This is a genomic window from Paragemmobacter amnigenus, from assembly GCF_009908265.2.
GTDB lineage: Bacteria > Pseudomonadota > Alphaproteobacteria > Rhodobacterales > Rhodobacteraceae > Paragemmobacter > Paragemmobacter amnigenus.
Genome location: NZ_JAAATX020000010.1, coordinates 33,594 through 52,460 on the forward strand (window position 1 = coordinate 33,594; position 18,867 = coordinate 52,460).

At 66.8% G+C, this 18,867-nt stretch carries 18 protein-coding genes; 6 read left to right on the forward strand and 12 right to left on the reverse strand.

Annotated features, from left to right (window positions below; genetic code table 11):
- A complete protein-coding gene (locus GU927_RS14335) occupies window positions 1-255 on the forward strand; it encodes a DUF3253 domain-containing protein (RefSeq protein ID WP_161763132.1) in 255 nt (84 codons plus the stop codon).
- Window positions 256-395: 140 nt separating this feature from the next.
- Here GU927_RS14335 and fnrL read toward each other — a convergent pair whose 3' ends face one another.
- Window positions 396-1,142, reverse strand: coding sequence for a transcriptional regulator FnrL (gene fnrL / locus GU927_RS14340; protein WP_161763133.1), 747 nt, complete (start codon window positions 1,140-1,142; stop codon window positions 396-398).
- Between the two features lie 86 nt (window positions 1,143-1,228).
- Between fnrL and hemN the strand changes: the two genes are divergently transcribed.
- Window positions 1,229-2,584, forward strand: coding sequence for an oxygen-independent coproporphyrinogen III oxidase (hemN, locus tag GU927_RS14345; RefSeq protein ID WP_161763134.1), 1,356 nt, complete (start codon window positions 1,229-1,231; stop codon window positions 2,582-2,584).
- Between the two features lie 36 nt (window positions 2,585-2,620).
- Here the strand turns inward: hemN and GU927_RS14350 are convergent, their stop codons facing one another.
- From GU927_RS14350 to GU927_RS14375, 6 genes are all read right to left on the reverse strand, one after another.
- Window positions 2,621-3,844 carry a glycosyltransferase gene (locus tag GU927_RS14350; protein WP_161763135.1) on the reverse strand — a complete coding sequence of 408 codons (1,224 nt, stop codon included), beginning with the start codon at window positions 3,842-3,844 and terminating at the stop codon, window positions 2,621-2,623.
- Window positions 3,841-5,436: an ABC transporter ATP-binding protein gene (locus tag GU927_RS14355; RefSeq protein WP_161763136.1), complete on the reverse strand. Its 1,596-nt coding sequence runs from the start codon at window positions 5,434-5,436 to the stop codon at window positions 3,841-3,843. The genes GU927_RS14350 and GU927_RS14355 overlap by 4 nt, the downstream gene beginning before the upstream one ends.
- Window positions 5,433-6,545, reverse strand: a complete 1,113-nt coding sequence (locus GU927_RS14360) for an ABC transporter permease (protein WP_161763137.1) — start codon at window positions 6,543-6,545, stop codon at window positions 5,433-5,435. The genes GU927_RS14355 and GU927_RS14360 overlap by 4 nt, the downstream gene beginning before the upstream one ends.
- Entirely contained in the window at window positions 6,545-7,690 is a 1,146-nt protein-coding gene (locus GU927_RS14365) for a microcin C ABC transporter permease YejB (protein ID WP_161763138.1), read from the reverse strand. The genes GU927_RS14360 and GU927_RS14365 overlap by 1 nt, the downstream gene beginning before the upstream one ends.
- Before the next feature lie 15 nt (window positions 7,691-7,705).
- Window positions 7,706-9,622, reverse strand: a complete 1,917-nt coding sequence (locus GU927_RS14370) for an extracellular solute-binding protein (protein ID WP_161763139.1) — start codon at window positions 9,620-9,622, stop codon at window positions 7,706-7,708.
- 332 nt (window positions 9,623-9,954) lie between these two features.
- Window positions 9,955-10,485: a c-type cytochrome gene (locus GU927_RS14375; protein ID WP_161763140.1), complete on the reverse strand. Its 531-nt coding sequence runs from the start codon at window positions 10,483-10,485 to the stop codon at window positions 9,955-9,957.
- Window positions 10,486-10,608: 123 nt separating this feature from the next.
- On the opposite strand from GU927_RS14375, the gene GU927_RS14380 reads away from it, so the two are divergent.
- Window positions 10,609-11,442, forward strand: coding sequence for a prephenate dehydratase (locus tag GU927_RS14380; RefSeq protein ID WP_161763141.1), 834 nt, complete (start codon window positions 10,609-10,611; stop codon window positions 11,440-11,442).
- Here GU927_RS14380 and GU927_RS14385 read toward each other — a convergent pair whose 3' ends face one another.
- Window positions 11,443-11,916 (reverse strand): SRPBCC family protein, encoded by a 474-nt coding sequence (locus tag GU927_RS14385; RefSeq protein WP_161763142.1) that lies wholly within the window; start codon window positions 11,914-11,916, stop codon window positions 11,443-11,445.
- Window positions 11,917-11,987: 71 nt separating this feature from the next.
- Window positions 11,988-12,941 (reverse strand): NAD(+) diphosphatase, encoded by a 954-nt coding sequence (nudC, locus tag GU927_RS14390; RefSeq protein ID WP_161763320.1) that lies wholly within the window; start codon window positions 12,939-12,941, stop codon window positions 11,988-11,990.
- 143 nt (window positions 12,942-13,084) lie between these two features.
- On the opposite strand from nudC, the gene GU927_RS14395 reads away from it, so the two are divergent.
- Window positions 13,085-14,926 carry a 5'-nucleotidase C-terminal domain-containing protein gene (locus GU927_RS14395; protein WP_217765677.1) on the forward strand — a complete coding sequence of 614 codons (1,842 nt, stop codon included), beginning with the start codon at window positions 13,085-13,087 and terminating at the stop codon, window positions 14,924-14,926.
- A gap of 38 nt (window positions 14,927-14,964) precedes the next feature.
- Window positions 14,965-15,594 (forward strand): HAD family hydrolase, encoded by a 630-nt coding sequence (locus tag GU927_RS14400; RefSeq protein ID WP_161763144.1) that lies wholly within the window; start codon window positions 14,965-14,967, stop codon window positions 15,592-15,594.
- 4 nt (window positions 15,595-15,598) lie between these two features.
- On the opposite strand, the gene GU927_RS14405 is transcribed toward GU927_RS14400, so the two are convergent.
- Genes GU927_RS14405 through GU927_RS14415 form a run of 3 tightly spaced genes read right to left on the reverse strand, consistent with a single transcriptional unit; the run spans window position 15,599 to window position 17,900 of the window.
- The gene (locus GU927_RS14405) at window positions 15,599-16,339 is read right to left on the reverse strand and encodes a lysophospholipid acyltransferase family protein (protein WP_161763145.1); all 741 of its coding nucleotides are present in this window, start codon (window positions 16,337-16,339) and stop codon (window positions 15,599-15,601) included.
- Window positions 16,336-17,229, reverse strand: coding sequence for a cell division protein FtsX (locus GU927_RS14410; RefSeq protein WP_394357681.1), 894 nt, complete (start codon window positions 17,227-17,229; stop codon window positions 16,336-16,338). Before GU927_RS14410 ends, GU927_RS14405 begins: the two co-directional genes overlap by 4 nt.
- Window positions 17,229-17,900, reverse strand: a complete 672-nt coding sequence (locus GU927_RS14415; RefSeq protein WP_161763147.1) for a cell division ATP-binding protein FtsE — start codon at window positions 17,898-17,900, stop codon at window positions 17,229-17,231. Before GU927_RS14415 ends, GU927_RS14410 begins: the two co-directional genes overlap by 1 nt.
- Before the next feature lie 166 nt (window positions 17,901-18,066).
- Between GU927_RS14415 and GU927_RS14420 the strand changes: the two genes are divergently transcribed.
- Window positions 18,067-18,864, forward strand: a complete 798-nt coding sequence (locus GU927_RS14420; protein WP_161763148.1) for a zinc-ribbon domain-containing protein — start codon at window positions 18,067-18,069, stop codon at window positions 18,862-18,864.
- The last annotated feature ends 3 nt before the right edge of the window (window positions 18,865-18,867 follow it).

Here is an 18,867-nt window from a genome sequence, read left to right on the forward strand (position 1 = left end):
ATGGGCAATCCTGCCCATCCCACGGATGCGGCCATCGCCAACGCACTTCTCGACCTCGCCCTGCGGCGGGGTCGGGACAAGACCTTCTGCCCGTCCGAGGCCGCCCGCACCCTGTCACCCGACTGGCGCCCCCTGATGCCCCGCATCCGCGCGGTGGCCGCCACCCATCCCGATCTTCAGGCCGTCCAGAAAGGCCACCCCGTCGACCCCGCCACAACCCGCGGCCCCATCCGCCTGCGGCTGCGGCAGTCCTGATCCTGCGCGCAGGCGCACCCTTAACCACGTTTTCGCGTAAATCGTGCGCCAATCGTGTATGTACAGCTGTCTGCACAACTGTCTGCACAGCCAGCGGTACAACTCCGTTCCGGCAAATCCAGCCGGATCAACGGCTTGGCTCAGACGAGGAAACCACCATCGCTGTCATCGCCCGTCTCCTCGACCAGCCGGTCGAAATTCGGCACGATGATGTGGCGCTTGCCCTCCAGTTCGATCACCCCGTCGCGCTTCAGCGCGCTCACCTGACGGCTGACCGTCTCCAGCGTCAGGCCCAGATAATCCGCCATCTCCTCGCGCGTCAGCGGCAGGTCGAACACGATCGACCCCTTGGCCGATTTCAGCTTCAGATGGGCATCCCGCCGCGCGATGATCGCCAGCAGCGACGCGATCTTCTCGCGCGCCGTCTTGCGCCCCAGAAGCAGCATCCACTCGCGCGCGGCGTCCAGTTCGTCCAGCGTCATCTCCAGCAACCGCTGCGCGATATGCGGGGTGGACTGCATCAGTTCTTCAAAAGGTTTCTTTCGGAAACAACACATTACAAGATCGGTGGTCGCCGTCACGTCATAGGCCGCCGTCGCCCGTCCGGGCCGCCCGACGAAATCCGACGGCAGCAAAAGCCCCACCATCTGCCGCCGCCCGTCCTCCATCGTCTGGGTCAACGTGGCGATCCCCGTGACGACGGACGCCACGAAATCCATCCGGTCCCCCGACCAGATGACCGTCTGCCCCGCCTGATAGCTGCGGTAGTATTTGATCTGCTCCAACCGCTGCAACTCGTCAGACTCGCAACGGGCGCAGACGGCACGGTGCCGGATCGGGCAATCTCCACACTCGTGAGACACGGTCTGCAGGTCATGATGTGCCATGGCCGGCCTTTCGTCTCTGGCCCTGATCCCGAAAAGGTTTGATCTGCATCAAGGCTTAAATCCATTGGTCCAATAAACCTATTCGAATGACCCATGAATCGCAACTCATGCGCCTCGGTCTTTTTGACGCGCGGGTGCCCCGATATACCAGCTATCCCACCGCACCCCACTTTGCCGGTGGCGTGGGTCCGCAACAGTTTTCCGAATGGATTCAGTCGGTTCAACCCGGCTCGGCCATCTCGCTCTACCTGCATGTCCCCTTCTGCCGAAGGCTGTGCTGGTTTTGCGCCTGCCGCACGCAGGGCACCTCCTCGGACGAACCCGTCCGCGCCTATGCCGCCACGCTCAAGGCCGAAATCGCGCTGCTGAAACGCCATCTGGCGCCGGGCGTGACGCTCTCGCGGCTGCACTGGGGCGGCGGCACGCCGACGCTCCTGCCGCCCGACATGATGCGCGCGCTGGCCGATTCGATCTTTGACGTCGTCCCCTTGGGCAAAGGCGCCGAATTCTCGGTCGAGATCGACCCGAACGAGGTGGACGAAGACCGCCTCGACGCGCTGGCCGCCGCGGGCATGAACCGCGCCTCGATCGGGGTGCAGGATTTCGACCCCGAGATCCAGAAAACCATAGGCCGCGAACAGGGTTACGAGCTGACCAAGCGCGTCGCCGACATGATCCGCGACCGCGGCGTGGCCAGCCTGAATGCCGATATCCTCTATGGCCTGCCGCACCAGACCCGCGCACGGATCGCGGATTCGGTCCAGAAACTCCTGACCCTCTCGCCCGACCGCGTGGCGCTTTACGGCTATGCCCATGTCCCGTGGATGAGCCGCCGCCAGCAGATGATCCCCTCGGACGCCATGCCCACGCCGGAAGAGCGCCTGCGCCTTTTCGAAACCGCGCGGCAGCTTTTCACATGGGACGGCTATCAGGAAATCGGCATCGACCATTTCGCCCGCCCCGAGGACGGCATGGCCATCGCCGCCCGCAACGGCACGCTGCACCGCAATTTCCAAGGCTATACCGACGACACCGCCCCTGTCCTGATCGGGCTTGGCGCCTCGTCCATCAGCCGCTTCCCGCAGGGCTATGCACAGAATGCCGCAGGCACCTCGGACCACACCAAGGCCATCCGCGACGGCCATTTCTCCACCCATCGCGGCCATGTCTTTGCGAACGAGGACCTTTTGCGCGCCCGCATCATCGAGGCGCTGATGTGCGACTTCCGCGTCAACAGGGCCGAGCTCCTGCGCGACCACGCCGTCAGTCCCGAGCGGCTGGACGAGCTGTTCCGCAACGCGGCCTCGGCCTTTGACGGCTGGGTGCAGATCGACGCCGAGGGGTTCTCGATCCCCGTCAAGGCGCGCCCGCTGACCCGCATGATCGCCCGCGCCTTCGACGCCTATGACCAGTCCAAGGCGCAGCATTCCGCCGCGATCTGACCGCCTCCTCCCGTAGGATGGGCCATATTGCCCATCTTACGGGGCGAAGCTTTCCACGAACTCCACCATCCGCGGCAGGCAGACCGATTTCAGGTCATAGCGCTCCAGCACCGTCTGCCGCGCCGCCGCGCGCAGGGGCATGAACCGCTCCGGCTCTGCCAGCGCTTCGATGATCGTCTTGGACCATGCCGGAATGTCGAAGAAATCCACCAAGAGCCCGTTATCGCCATGCCGGATGACCTCGCGCACCGGCGCGGTGTCGGACCCGATGACCAGCGCACCCGCCGACATCGCCTCGACCATCGACCAGCTCAGAACGAAGGGATAGGTCAGATAGGCATGGGCGCGGCTGACCTGCATCAGCTTCGTAAAGACCGGATAGGGCACCCGCCCGGGGAAATGCACGCGGCTCAGGTCAAGCCGGTCCTTCACCTCGTCCAGATAGATGTCCTTCCACTTGCGCCCGTCCTTGGGCGCGGGGCCATAGCTGACCTCGTCCCCGCCCACCAGCACGACCTGCGCCTTTGGCCGCGCGGCCATGATCGCGGGCAGCGCGCGGATGAAGCTGTGATAGCCGCGATAGGGTTCCAGATTGCGGTTCACGAAGGTCAGAACCTCGTCCCCCGCGCGCAGCAGGGGGCCGCCGGGAAGCTGCACTTCGGCCGCTGGGTCGGGAGCCATGGCGGCGGTATCCACCCCGTCGAAGATCACCCGCAGCATCTGGCGCAGCGCGGGCGGATAGGTGCTGGCCTGCCACTCGGTGGGCGACACGCCCGCATCGGCATGCAGCAGCGACTGGCCAAGATGGGTCGTGCGGCCCTGCGCGATCACGATCTGGTCAAAGCCCGCCTCGCCCGCCTCTGGGTCGAAACCCACATCGGCACCGCGCCCACGATAGTAGAATTCGGCATAGACGATCAACTTCGCCTCGGGCCAGACCTCCTTCAGGAAAAGCGTCTCGCCCCAGCCGGAATGGCCGAAGATCACGTCGGGCACATAGCCCGTCTCGCGCCGCAACCGCAGACAGGCCCGCGCCACGGTGACGCCTCGGTCGCTCTGCTGGGTGTAGTTGCGGCCCAGACGGCAGGCATTGGGATCGACGGGTGGCGCCTCGTGGCGATAGCGCAGCGTCTCGACCGGCGAGGTCCGCTTGTTGACAAGATCGGTCAGCGCGCGCACCTCGTGCCCGCGCCGCATCAACTCGGGCGCAAGGTGCAGGAACTGGCCGGGGAAGTTCTGGTGGACAAGAAGGATCTTCACCCTTCGACCCCCGCAAAGGCCGCCGCCATCAGCGACTTTGTATAGTCGCTCTGCGGGGCTCCGAAGACCGCCGCGCTGTCACCGCTTTCCACCACATCACCCGATTTCATCACCATTACCCTGTGCGACAACGCCTTCACCACGCGCAGGTCGTGGCTGATGAAAATGTAGGCCAGCCCCCACTTCCTTTGCAACGACCGCAGCAATTCGACGATCTGCACCTGCACCGTCATGTCCAGTGCGCTGGTGGGTTCGTCCAGCACCACCAGCTTGGGCCGCAGGATCATCGCCCGCGCAATCGCGATGCGTTGCCGCTGCCCGCCCGAGAATTCGTGCGGATAGCGGCCCATCCAGTCCGGGTCCAACCCCACCTCGGCCATGATGTCGGCCACCATGGCGCGGCGGTCGCGCCCCGGCTCCACCCCGTGCACGCCCAACCCTTCGGCAATCACCTGCTCGGCCGTCATGCGCGGCGACAGGCTGCCATAGGGATCCTGGAACACGACCTGCATGTCCCGCCGCAACGCGCGCAACCCGCCGCCCTGCACGCCCTTCAGGTCGCGCCCCATGAACACCACGGGCCCCTCGGACGGGATCAGCCGCAGGATGGCCAGCGCCAGCGTCGTCTTGCCCGACCCGCTTTCGCCCACGATCCCCAGCGTCTCGCCCGCGCGCACGGACAGGGTGGCGTCGTTGACCGCCTTCACATGGCCCACGGTCCGGCGCAGCAGCCCGCGCTGGATCGGAAACCACACGCGCAGGTTTTCCGTCCGCACCACCTCGGGCGCGTCCGCCGCCACCGGTTCGGGCATCCCCTTCGGCTCTGCCGCCAGCAGCTTCTGCGTATAGGGATGCTTCGGCGCGGCGAAGATGTCGGCCGCCCTGCCCTGCTCCACGATCTCGCCGCCCTGCATGACGCAGACGCGGTCCGCGATGCGCCGCACGATGCCAAGGTCATGCGTGATGAACAGAAGGCTCAGCCCCTCGCGCTCTTTCAACTCGGCCAGCAGGTCAAGGATCTGCGCCTGTATCGTCACGTCCAGCGCCGTCGTCGGTTCATCCGCGATCAGCAGCTCCGGCCCGTTGGCCAGCGCCATCGCGATCATCACCCGCTGCCGCTGCCCGCCGGACAACTGGTGCGGATAGGCGCCCAGACGGCTTTCCGCATCCGCGATCCCGACCTTGCCCAGCAGTTCCACGATCCGCGCCCGTGCCGCATCCCCCGACAGCCCCTGATGCAGCGCGAGGCTCTCGCCCAACTGCCGTTCGATCGTGTGCAGGGGGTTCAGACTCGTCATCGGTTCCTGAAAGATGAAGCTGATGTCATTGCCGCGCACCCGCCGCAACTCGGCCTCTGCCGCCCCCACCATCTCGCGTCCCAGATAGCGGATCGACCCGCCCACCTCGGCCGCGTCGGGCAGCAGCGACACGGTGGACAGCGCCGTGACGGACTTCCCCGACCCGCTCTCGCCCACCAGCGCGACCGTCTCGCCCTTGCCGACTGTGAAACTGACGCCACGCACGGCCTCGATCACCCGCCCGTCCTGACGGAACCGCACCGACAGACCCTGAACCTCCAGCACCGTGTTCATCGGAACGTCTTTCTGGGATCGAAGGCATCCCGCACGCCCTCGAACACGAAGACCAGCAGCGACAGCATGATGGCAAAGGTGAAAAACGCGGTGAAGCCCAGCCACGGCGCCTGCAGGTTCTGCTTGGCCTGCTGCGTCAATTCACCCAGCGAAGGCGCCGAAGACGGTAGGCCGAAGCCAAGGAAATCCAGCGTCGCAAGGCTGCCGATGGTGCCCGTGATGATGAACGGCAGCATGGTAAGCGTCGCCACCATCGCATTGGGCAGCACATGGCGGAACATGATCACCGCATCCGAAACGCCCAGCGCCTTCGCCGCGCGCACATATTCGAAATTCCGCGCCCGCAGGAATTCCGCCCGCACCACCCCCACCAGCGCCGTCCAGCCGAACAGCACCATCAACCCGACCAGCAGCCAGAAATCCATGGTGAAGATCGCCGCCACGATGATGATGACGTAAAGGCTGGGCGTTGAACCCCACAGCTCGATCACCCGCTGGAAGATCAGGTCCGTAAGCCCGCCGAAATACCCCTGCACCGCCCCCGCCGCGATGCCCACGACCGACGTGATCACCGTCACGATCAGCGCGAAACTCACCGACAGCCGGAAGCCATAGATCACCCGCGCCAGCACATCCCGCGCCGTGTCATCCGTGCCCAGCCAGTGCTTTCCGTCCGGTGCCGACGGCGCCGGTCCCGCCAGATCGTTGATCGTGTTGTAGCTATAGGGGATGGGCGGCCAGACGATCCAGCCCTCCACGAACTCCGGATCGGCGACGGCGCGGCTGCCCTCCTCGACCTGCGCGATCACCCCTTCGGGATCGTCCCAGCAATCAAGGCTGCCGCCCGACCGGATCAGGCATTTCACCTCGATATCGGTATATTTCGCCTCGGTCCGGAAATCCCCGCCAAAGGTCGTCTCGGGATAGAACTTCAGAAAGGGCGTATGCCACTCGCCACGGTAACTCACCAACAACGGCCGGTCATTCGCGATCACCTCGGCAAAGAGCGAGATGCCGTAAAGAATCGCAAACAGCCACAGCGCCCAATAGGCCCGCCGGTTGGCCTTGAAATTGCGCCAGCGGCGCTGGTTCAGGGGCGACAGCGCCATCACGTCCGCCTCGTGCCGAAGTCGATGCGCGGGTCGATCCAGACATACATCAGGTCCGAAATGATCCCCATCACCAGCCCGATCAGGCCAAAGAAGAACAGCGTCCCGAAGATCACCGGATAATCCCGCTCAACCGCCGCGCGGAACCCCAACTGCCCCAACCCGTCCAGCGAGAAGATCGTCTCGATGATCAGGCTGCCGCCGAAGAAGACCGACACGAAGAGCGCCGGAAAGCCCGCGATCACGATCAGCATCGCATTGCGGAACACATGTCCATAGAGCACCCGCCCCTCGCTCAACCCCTTGGCGCGCGCGGTCATCACGTATTGCTTCTTGATCTCGTCCAGAAAGCTGTTCTTGGTCAGCAGGGTAAGCGTGGCAAAGCTGGAAATCGTGCTCGCCACGACCGGCAGCGTGATGTGCCACAGGTAATCCACCGCCTTGCCCCACCACGACAACTGCTCCCACCCGTCGCTGGTCAGGCCCCGCAGCGGAAACAGCTTCCAATAGGACCCGCCCGCGAACAGCACCAGCAGCAGGATCGCGAACAGGAAACCGGGGATCGCATAGCCCACGATGATCGCCCCGCTCGTCCATGTGTCAAAGGGCGTGCCGTCCCGAACCGCTTTGCGGATGCCCAGCGGGATCGAGATCAGATAGGCGATCAGCGTGGACCACAGACCCAGCGTGATGGACACCGGCATCTTCTCCAGCACCAGATCGACCACGTCGATGGACCGGAAATAGCTCTGCCCGAAGTCAAAGCGCAGATAGTTGCCCATCATGATCAGGAACCGCTCCGTCGCGGGGATCAGCTCCTTCTGGCATTCCGGCGCCGTCACCGACGGCTCGCCCGTGAACCCCTCGTCACAGACGATGCGGGCGAATCCGAACTGCACCTCGAGTGCCGCCAGAAACTCCGGCGGCAAACCCCGCGCACCGATATAGCCGTCATCCTGCTGCTCGGCCCCCGCATCCCCGCCACCCGACACCGCCTCGAGCGAGTCGCCCTCGCCCTCCAGCCGCGCGGCGACCTGTTCGATGGGACCACCCGGAACCATCTGGGTCAACGAAAAATTGATCAGCATGATCCCGAACAGGGTCGGGATGATCAGCAAGAGCCGCCGCAGGATATAGGCGCCCATCCGCGCGTACCGCCTTTACTTCAGCGCGCCGGAAGCTTTGAGCGCCTCGGCCTTTTCGGCGTTCATCCACCAGAAATCAAGCTCGCCCAGCGCATAGGGCGGCAGGTTCTCGGGATGCTCGTACATGTCGTAATAGGCGATGGTGTGGGTGGACTTGTACCACTGCGGCACCCAGAACCGCTCCGCCCGCAACGCACGATCCAGCGCCTTGGTCGCGACCCGCAGCTTGTCGTTGGAATCGGCCGCCATCACCACATCGATCAGCCGGTCAACCGCAGACGATTTCAGCCCCATCAGGTTGAAAGCCGACACATCCGCCGTCTCGGACCCGTAATACTGCTTCAACTCCGACCCCGAGATGTAATCCGACCGCGCATTGCCGGTGATGATGTCGAAATCATACTGCGGCGGGCGCGTCCGCGCCTCCATCTGCGCGTCGTCGACGGATGTCATCTTGGCATCCACCCCGATCGCCTTCAGGTTCTCGATGAACGGGTTGAAGACGCGGTCGAAGGTGGGGCTGTCGTTCAGGAATTCGACCACCAGCACCTCGCCCGCGGCATTCCGGCGGATGCCGTCATCGCCCACGGCCCAGCCCGCCTCGTCCAGCAGGGCGGATGCCTTCCGCACATTGCCGCGGTCCAGCTGCCGCTCGCCCGATGTCGGCGCCATCACCGCCTCATCCGTCAGGATTGTGGCGGGCAGCAGCCCCTCGTCGACCAGCGGCTGCAGGATCGCCACCTCTTCCGGCGTGGGCGCGCCCGTCGCGGCCAGTTCGGTGTTTTCCCAGACCGAATGGATGCGGTCGTAAAGCCCGTAGAACAGCGTGGCATTCGACCATTCGAAGTTGAACATCAACCCGATCGCCTCGCGCACCTTGGGGTCCTGGAACTTTTCCCGCCGCAGGTTGAACAGGAAGGCCTGCCCCGATGCCTTGGCCCCCGAGGGAAGCTCCACCTTCTGCACGCTGCCATCCGCCACGGCGGGGAAGTCATACCCCGTCGCCCATGTGATCGACGACGCCTCGTTGCGGAACGTGTAGTTGCCCGCCTTGAACCCTTCGAAGGCGGCCTGATAGTCGCCGTAATATTCCACGCGGATACTGTCGAAATTGCCCCGCCCGCGGTTGATGGGCAGGTCATTGCCCCAGTAATCGGGGTTGCGCTTCCAGACGATGTTCTTACCCGTATCCATCCGGTCCAGCACATACTGCCCCGACCCGAGGAAGGGCGTCAGGCTGCTTTCCTCCAGATCCAGCTTGTTCGCCTCGTAATGCGCCTTGGACAGGATCGGCAGGCCGCCCACCGATGCGGGCAGGTCGCGCTTGGGCACGTCGGGCTTGAAGGTGAACTTGACCTTGTGGGGGTCCAGCACCTCCACCCCTTCGACCTGCTGGCCGAAGACGGTGCGGAAATCGGTCAGCCCCTTGGTCAGGAACAGGTTGAAGGAAAAGGCCACATCTTCCGCCGTCAGCGGCGTGCCGTCGGCGAAGGTCACCTCGGGCCGCAGGTTGAAGATCACCCATGACCGGTCGGCGGGATATTCCATCGTGGTGCAGAGCAGGCAGTAACTCGTGCCGATCTCGTCCGACGTGCTTGTCAGGATGGATTCATAAGGGGCCGAGGACAGCGCCGCCGCCCGCCCCTTGACCGAATAGGGGTTGAGCGAATCGAACCCGCCCGAAGCCCAGATCGAAATCTCGCCGCCCTTGGGCGCGTCGGGGTTCACGTAATCCAGATGCGGGAAGTCGGCAGGATATTTCGGCGCGTCGCCAAAGGTGGTGATGGCATGGGACACGATCACGTCCTGCGCCTGCGCCGCCACGGCCCATCCCGCCAGCGCCAGCACGGCAAAGCCCGCGCCCAGCCAGCGCAGCGCCTGCCCGTCCCGCTTCACCGCAACTTCGGCCCGCGCGCCCTTCCGTCCCGCCATACCGCCACTCCCCAAACTACCGAGGCTTCATCGCCCCTTCTTTCCAGCAAGCTAGAACGCCCCCCCGCCCCCCACAAGTTGCGTTTGCGTGAAAGTGGCGCGATGGGGACGAAACTGCGGTTTGGGCACCACCTGTGCAACACAGGTGCAACGCGAGGGTGGCGGCCGCACCGCGGGGTGGCTGCACGTATACGTGCGGCCGCCCCGAGGGGGCGGTGCGGCCGCCACCCGGGCCTTGTGGGCCCGGGTGAGGACCAACCGTTGCGCGAAGCCTGCAACGAAAAAGGCCGCCCCCTTGCGGAAGCGGCCCCCGATCCGTGATCCGGCAGGATTTACTGCACGGTCGCCAGATAGGCGATCAGGTTTGCACGGTCCTCGACCTTGGGCAGGCCCGCGAAGGACATCTTGGTCCCGGGCATGTAACCCTTGGGGTTTTCAAGGAAGCCGTTTAGGTTCTCGGGCGACCACACATCCGCCGTCAGCGCGGCCAGCGCCTCGGAATAGGCATAACCGGCCGAAGTGCCCTTGTTCTTGTTCACTATGCCGTTCAGGTGCGGACCGGTGGCGTCCGAACCGTCCAGCTTGTGGCAGGACTTGCACTTGGCAAAGACCTTCTCGCCCGCGGCCGCATCGGCGGCGGCAAAGACGGTGGCAAAGTCGGGGCCGGCCTCGGCGGTTTCGCCCGCGGCTTCCTCGGCGCCGGTGTCGATCGAATAGGCCTGCGCGATCTCTTCGCCCTCGCCATGGCCGGCGTCATGGCCGACGTGATAAAGCGATTCCGCACCCCATGCGGCAAACAGATAGACCAGCAGCGACCCGCAAACCGCACCCGTCACCTTGGTCATCGTCATCGTGTCGAACATGTCGCGCCTTCCCTTGGCCGTCGTTTGGCGCGCTATGTATCCGCTTCCCCCACCCTCTTTCAAGGTGTACTAGCGCGACCAATCGCCCCTCTCACGGGGTTTTCCGCACGGAGCCAGCCCGAAATGACCGGCCGCATCGCTTTCCAGGGGGAACCCGGGGCCTATTCGCATCAGGCCTGCGCCCAGGCGCGCCCCGATATGGAGGTCGTCCCCTGCCAGACCTTCGAGGATGTGGTGGAGCTCACCCGCTCGGGTCAGGTCGATCTGGGGATGCTCGCGGTCGAGAATTCCACCTATGGCCGCGTGGCCGATGTCCACAGCCTGCTGCCCAAGGCCGGCCTGCACATCGTGGACGAAGCCTTCGTCCGCGTTCACGTCAACCTCCTCGGCGTCAGGGGCGCGCGTCTCGACCAGATCACCGAGGCGCATGGCCATGTGGTGATCCTGCCCCAATGCGCGGGCTTCCTGAAACAGCACGGCATCAAGGGCCGCGTCAGTTCTGACAATGCCCGCGCCGCGCGCGAGGTTGCGGAACTGGGCGACCCCACCCGCGCGGCACTGGCCAGCGAACTGGCGGCCGAGATCTACGGTCTGGACGTCGTCGCCCGCCATATCGAGGATCACGCCAACAACACCACCCGCTTTCTGGTGATGTCGCGCGAGGGTGACCATTCCCGGCGTGGCGCGGGCAAGATGATGACCACCTTCACCTTCCGCGTCCGCAACATCCCCGCCGCGCTCTACAAGGCGCTGGGGGGCTTTGCCACCAACGGCGTGAACATGACGAAGCTGGAAAGCTATATGGTCGGCGGCAGCTTCACCGCCACCGAATTCTATGCCGATATCGAGGGCCACCCCGAAGACCCCAACGTCAAGCTCGCGCTCGAGGAACTGGGCTACTTCACCTCGTCCTTCACGCTGCTGGGCGTCTATCCCGCCGCACGCGAACGCGGCTGATCACAGCTTCGGCTGGCCTGCAAGGCGCAGCTCGATATCGCGCGCGATGGCGTCCAGCCGCGCGTCGAACCGCTTTTGCACCCGCCCCTTCGCCAGCTTCATCGACTGGACGAACAGACGCGCGGCCAGCGTGCGCGGCTTCATTTCCACCTGCATGATCAGCCTCGTGCGCCGCGCGGCCAGTTCCACCAATTCGACAGCCATCCAGCCCTCGACCGAGGGCGCGTCGAATTCCAGCGCCATGCGCCGTGCGGGTTCCAGCGTCGTCAGCCGCACGCGCAACTGCCGCTCCTTGCCACGCCAGGCAAAGCGGGCCTGCCATGTCATCCCCGGTGCGGGCTGGCGCAGCTTGTCGGTCCGGTGCACATCCGCACCCCGCCGCATGGCCGAACGCTCCCAATCCTCGAAATCGGTGATCGAGGCGAAGACATGCGCGATGGGCGCTGCGATATCCGTCCGACCACTCAGTTTCATGCGTTACGACCTGCCTCTGCCACCACTCAACCGCCTGCCGGACTGTCCCGTCCGCTTCAGGCACACTCGGCCTAATCAAGCCTGTCGGCAAGCCAGTTCGCAATCAGGAAATGCGCGATCGCCCCTTTCCGCGCGGGCCTGATGCGCGGATGCCGCCCTGCCATCACCGACACCATCTCTTCCCGCGTGACCCAGCAGGCATCCTCCAGCTCCTCGGGATCCAGCCGGATCTCCTCGTCCAGCGCCTCGCCCGCGCAGCCGAACATCAGGCTGGCCGGAAAGGGCCAGGGCTGGCTGGACAGATAGCGCACCGCCCCTACGCGGACGCCCGCCTCCTCGAACACCTCGCGCCGCACGGCGGCCTCCAGCGTCTCGCCGGGTTCGACAAAGCCTGCAAGAAGGGAATACATCCCCTCGGGCCATGACGCGTTCCGCCCGACCAGCACCTTGTTCCCCCGCGTCACCAGCATGATGACCACCGGATCGGTGCGCGGGAAATGCTGCGCTCCGCAGGCCGGACAGGCGCGCTGCCAGCCGCCCGCCTCCATCACCGAAGCCGCCCCGCAGGCCGCGCAGAAGCCATGGCTCCGGTGCCAGTGCAGGACCGCCTTGGCCGTCGCCGCCAGTTCCGCCTCCCGCGCAGACAGCACCGTCATCACGCCCCGCAATTCCTGAAAGGCCAGACGCGGGTCCAGCGCGGGATGCCGCTGCTCGGACGTGTCGAAGAACCCCGCCTCCACCCCTGCCGCCCCCGCCTCGGGCGACCAGTCCGAAATATCGGCGGCAAAGCGCGCCACACCGTCATCCAGTCCCAGAAACACCGCAGGCCCCGCCCCCGACAGAACCGGACTGTCCGGCCGGACCCAGCCCAGCGCCGCGCCCGCATCGACCAGCGGCTTGCCCCGCCAGACCGGCAGCACCTGCCCGCCCGCCAGCAAACGGTCCAGCGCCGCGCCATCCTTGCGAAGCCCCGCCCCGCGGTCCAGCCCCGACCCGCCAAAGGTCACCGTTTCCGCCATCCGCATCGCCGCATCCACCCCTGCCGCCCCTCGCGCCGGCACCGTCATGCCACGCGCCCCGCGCGGGCGCAAATGCCGCCCTGCGGGGTTTGCTTGCGCCGCCTCATCTTATGGTTGTAAGAACGGATGTCGCATAGGCGGCCTGCGTCATGACTGACCGGAGTGTAACGGTGCCGACCGTCCAAGCCACGTTGCGCCTTCTCGCCACCACCGACCTTCACGCCCATATCTGCGGCTGGGATTACCACAATGACCAGCCGCGCCACGAAACAGGTCTTTCCGCCCTTGCCACGCTGATCGCCGATGCGCGGGCCGACTGTCCCGATACGCTGCTGCTGGACAATGGCGACTTCCTTCAGGGCAGCCCGCTGGGCGATTGGGCCGCAGGTCCGGGGCTGGCCCATCCCCACCCCGTCATCGCCGCGATGAACGCGCTGGGCTATGATGCCGCCACGCTTGGCAATCACGAATTCGGTCACGGCCTGCCCTTTCTGGAACGCGCCCTGTCACAGGCCGCCTTTCCCGTCGTCTCGGCCAATCTGCGCCCCACGGGCGACAGCCCCGTCATTCCCCGCGGCGTGCTTCTGACCCGCACCGTCACCGGCAGCGACGGCAAGGGTCACAGCCTGCGGATCGGCATCACCGGCATCGCCCCGCCCCAGACCGCGATCTGGGAAGGCCGCCGCATCGCGGGACGGATCGAATGCCTCGACCCTCTGCGCGCCGCGACCGAAGCCGTGGCCGCCCTGCGCCGCGACGGGGCGGATGTGGTGGTCCTGCTCGCCCATTCCGGTGCCGGAGCCGAGTCGGATGGCGAAGGCGCGGAAAACCCCGGACATGCGCTCGCCCGACATGCGGGGGCGGATGCGATGTTTCTCGGCCATACCCATGCGCCCTTCCCGCCCGCCCCTGACCAGCCCGCCCTGCTCCACGGCATCCCCGCCGTGGGCGCAGGGGCCTTCGGGTCGCATCTGGCCTGCATCGACCTCGACCTGTCCCGCAAGGATCAGGGCTGGCGCATCGCCGCGCACCGTGCCCGCCTGCTGCCGGCCAAGCCCACGCCCGCCCCCCATCCCGCCCCCCATCCCACCCTTGCCGCCGCCTGCGGCCCCGCGCATCGGGCAGCGCGGGCATGGCTCGATGCGCCCGTGGGAACGACGGCGGTTCCGCTCCGGTCGCATTTCGCCCTTCTCGCCCCCTGCGATATCCTGCGCCTTGTCGCCGCTGCACAGGCCACCCATGCCCGCAGCCTGCTGCCGGACGACATGCTGGACGGGCGGCCCGTCCTGTCGGCCGCCGCGCCCTTCCGCGCCGTGCCGCAACGCGCCGCCGATGGCCCGACCAACATCGACCCCGGCCCCTTGCGCCTGCGCCATGCCGCCGATCTCTATCCCCATCCCAATACCCTGACCGCACTGGCTACGACGGGGGCCGAACTGGCCTGCTGGCTGGAACGCGCCGTCATCCTGTTCAACCGCCTTGCCCCCGACCGGCCCGACATGCCCCTGCTGCGCGACGATGTCCCGGGCTTCGACTTCGACCTGATCGACGGGCTGTCCTTCGCCATCGACCTTTCCGCCGCGCCGCGCTTCGACACACGCGGCCGCCTTGCCGACCCCGCCGCACGGCGCATCACGGACCTGCGCCACAAGGGTCGCCCCGTGGTGCCGACCGACCGCTTCGTCCTTGTCACCAACAGCTACCGCGCCGCAGGCAGCGGCGGCTTTCCCGCCTGCCGCCCCGACCGCATCCTCGCCGAAAGCGCGACGCCCACCCGCCAGATCCTGATCGACCATATCGCGGCAGGCGGGGCCGCTGCCCCGCTGACCGGCTTCGACTGGTGCTTCCTGCCGCCCTCGGGCCCGCCGCGCAGTGCCACCGTGACCCTTGCCGCCTCGGCCCTTCCGCATCTGGCCGACATCGCGCATCTGCACCCCGAACCGCTCGGCCCCCGCGACCCCGACGGCCAGCGCTTCCGTCTGCGCCTCTGATCGGCTAAGGCGCAGGGGCAGCAGTTCCGGGGGCGGCCATGTTCGACGCGATCTTCTTCGACCTCGACGGCACCTTGATCGACACCGAAAGCATCGCCCTCGTCACCGGCCTGCGCGCCTTTGCCGAAGTCGGGCATCCGGTGGACGAGGCGTTCATGCATTCCCTCGTCGGCAAGGCCGAACCGCAGGCCGCCAGCCTGATCCGCGCGGCCCTTCCGGCACTGGACCTCGTGGCGTTCCACGCCGTCTGGCGGCGCGAATTCGACGGGATGATGCTGTCCGACGGCCTGCCGCTGAAACCCGGCGCGGCGGAACTGCTCTCGCGACTCGACCATCCGCTCGCGCTCGTTACCTCGACGGGGCGGGCAGGCGCGCATCACAAGCTGGGCCTTGCGGGGATCGCCCACCACTTTCCCACGGTCGTCACCTTCGACGATGTGACCGCCCCGAAACCCGCGCCCGAACCCTATCTTCTGGCCGCGCGCAAACTGGGCGTCGATCCCGCCCGCTGTCTGGTGTTCGAGGACAGCGACATCGGCGCCGAGGCCGGCCACCGCGCCGGATGCACCGTGGTGCAGGTGCCCGACGTCGCGCCCACCGAGGGGCGCTTCGCCCGCCACCTTGCCGCCGACCTCATGACCGGCGCGCGTCTGGCGGGGCTGATCTGACCGATCAGCCCTTCGGACGGGCGACGAACCCCGCCTCGGCCATCAACCGGTCCGAGGCGGACTCGACCACCCGCTCCAGCTCGGCCATGAAATCGCCCACGGCGCGGCCCGGCGCGATTTCGGGCAGGAATTCCACCACCGCCAGCCCGGGCTTGCGATAGATGCCGTGGCGCGGCCAGAACACGCCCACATTCGTCGCCGCGGGAATGCAGGGCTTGCCCATCTGCTGGTACAGCAGCCCCGTCCCCACCTTGTAGGGCATGTCCGCCCCGGGCGCGACACGCGTGCCCTGCGGATAGATGATCAGCTGCCCCGGAACCTTGGCCCCTTCGGCCACCGCCCGCTTCATTTCCGCGATGGCGCGGCCCTTCTTGCCGCGATCGACCGGAATGCAGCCGATCCGCCACGCATAGAACCCCAGAAGCGGGGCCCATTTCAGCTCTTTCTTCATGATGAACTTCGGGCGCGGCACGACCGAAACGATCAGGATGATGTCGAAGAAACTCTGGTGCTTCGACGCGATCAGAACCTCGTCCTGCGGAACCTCGCCGCGCACCTCGGACCGCAGCCCCACCATCACCGCCGCCGTCCGGCGCACCCAGCGGCAATAGGCATGCACCGCCGCCCAGGCCCAATTCCGGCTGAACAGCGCCGGAATCGCATAGACCAGCGCAAAGACGACCATCGCCAGATACATCTGCACGATGAATAGCAGCGACAGGATCCAGCGCAGCGGGTTCTTCATGGCAATTCCCTCAAGGTGCGGAACGCGGCGGCGCGCGTGGCGATCAACGCCACCCCCGCCGCGACGGGCGGTAGCAGAAGCGGCAGCAGCCATCCAGCCCCCTGGAACCCCAACCCCGTCAGGAACCCGCCCGCCTCGTCGACCGAAGGTAGCAGCGCCACCCCGACCAGACCCAGCACCGCCCCCGCCGCCGACCCCGCCAGCGTCCGCAGCGTGAAACGCCGCACGAAGGCCGCGGCAATGTAATCGTCCCGCGCCCCCACGACCCGCAGCACGCGGATCACCTGCGCATTGGCCGCCAGCGCCGCATTGGCGGCCAGCGTGATCATCGCCGCCATCGCCGCCCCGATCAGCACGATCGCCAGCCCCCCCAGCAGGTTCAGCCGCGACGCCGCCACAGCCAGCGGACGCCGCCAGCGCGTGTGGTCATCCAGCACCGCCCCCGGTGCCTCGGCCGCCAGCCTCTGGCGCAGCCCCTCGCCGTCATAGCCGTCGGGGCCCTCCACCACCTCGACCAGCCGCGGCAGGGGCAGCGCCTCGACCGGCAGGTCCGGCCCGAACCACGGCGCCAGCAGCGCCTTCTGCTCGTCATCGGTCAGCGCGCGGGCCGAGGCTATGCCCGGCGTCGTCTCCAGCACCCGCAGCACGGCAGCCGTCTGCAACTCCATCTGGTCCGGCGGGGCCGAGATCCGCACCGTGGCCGTATTGGCCAGCGCGCCGCCCCACCGTTCCGCCAGCCGCCCCGAGGCCAGCGACAGCGCGAGTGCAAAGACCGCAAGGAAGGTCATCGCCGCCGCGGTAAAGACGGTCAGCCACGCGGTATGCCCGCTGGGCGGCACCACGCGGTCGGCCTGCCTGTCGGGGCGGAGCGAGGCGATCACCGACGCGATCACAGGTCCGCCCCCGCAAGCTGGATCCTCCGGTTGCGGATCCGCAGCACGCGCGCCGCGACCTGGTTCTTGGCGGTGCGGATCAGGTTCAGGTCATGCGTCGCCACAAGGATCGTCTTTCCCATCTTGTTCAGCTCGACCAGCAGCGTCAGCAGCCGCAGCGACATCTCCCAGTCAAGGTTCCCCGTCGGCTCGTCCGCCAGAATGACGTCCGGCCCCATGATCACCGCCCGCGCCAGCGCCGCCCGCTGCCGCTCGCCCCCCGACAGTTGCGGCGGCAGCGCATCGGCAAGCTGGCCCAGCCCGACCCATTGCAGAAGGTCCGTCATGTCCCGCGGATCACCCGCCTTGCCCGACACCATCAGCGGCAGCGACACATTCGCCGCCAGCGGCAGGTGGTCAAGGAACTGCACATCCTGATGCACCACCCCGATCCGCCGCCGCACCAGCGCCACGTCATCCCGCGTCAGGCCCCGGACATCGCGGTCGAAGATCGTCACCCGTCCCGCCGTAGGCAGCAATTCGGCATAGGCCAGTTTCAGGAAGGTGGATTTCCCCGCCCCCGACGGCCCCGTCAGGAAATGGAACGACCCCGGCGCCAGCCGCAGGCTGATATCCGACAGCAACTCGCCCCCGCCGTAATTATACGCAACATTGTCGAAGGCGATCACTTGTCCCTCACGCTTCCCCTTGCCTGCGGGCGCAGCATTGCCCAAGGTGACTGCGGTTGCAATGCGGGGTGGGTCCGGTTGTGGACCGCACAGGATGATGCCATCCTGAGATGAACGTGCCGGTCGGGGAAACCGGCACCGCTGCGGGAAGTGGGGAAGTTTACGAATGCGGCTGATCTGTCCGAACTGCGACGCCGAATACGAGGTGGATGACGCAGCGATTCCGGATACAGGCAGGGATGTGCAATGCTCCAGTTGCGGGCACGCCTGGTTCCAGCTTCCGCCCGAGATCGAACTCGCCCTCGAACAGGAGGACGAACTTTTCGGCCGTCCCGAAAGCGCAGATCCCCTGCCCGATCTGGATGATGACCCCGCACCGCCCTCGCCCCCGCTGGACGAGGCGCCGCGCCGCAGCGTGGACGAAAGCCTCCTTGCCATCCTGCGCGAAGAGGCAGAGCGCGAGGCCGCCGCCCGCCGTGCCGAAGGTGCGCCGATCGAAACGCAACCCGACCTTGGCCTCGCCCCGCCGCCGCCCGCGGCACAGGGGGCCGCCGCCCGCCGCATCGCGGAACTGCGAAACGAACCGGTCGAACCGCCCGCCCCGCAGGCCGGACGCGCCGCATCGCGCCGCGACCTTCTTCCCGATATCGAAGAGATCAATTCCTCGCTCAAGGGTGGCGCGTCCAGACCCGCCGACCTTGGCGATACCGACAGTGACACGCCCGAGGATACGGGCAGTTTCCGGCGCGGCTTCACGCTCTCGCTCACGCTCGCCGTTCTGGCAGCGGCAGTCTATGTCTCGGCCCCGCGCATCACCGCCTATCTCCCCGCGACCGAAGGCGCGATGACGGCCTATGTGCAGACGGTGGATTCGGCGCGCCTCTGGCTGGATGGCGCCATGCGCGCCGCGACCAAGGCCGTGCGCGACCTTGCCCAGCAGGGCGGCGCGCCCTCGGGCGGCTGATCG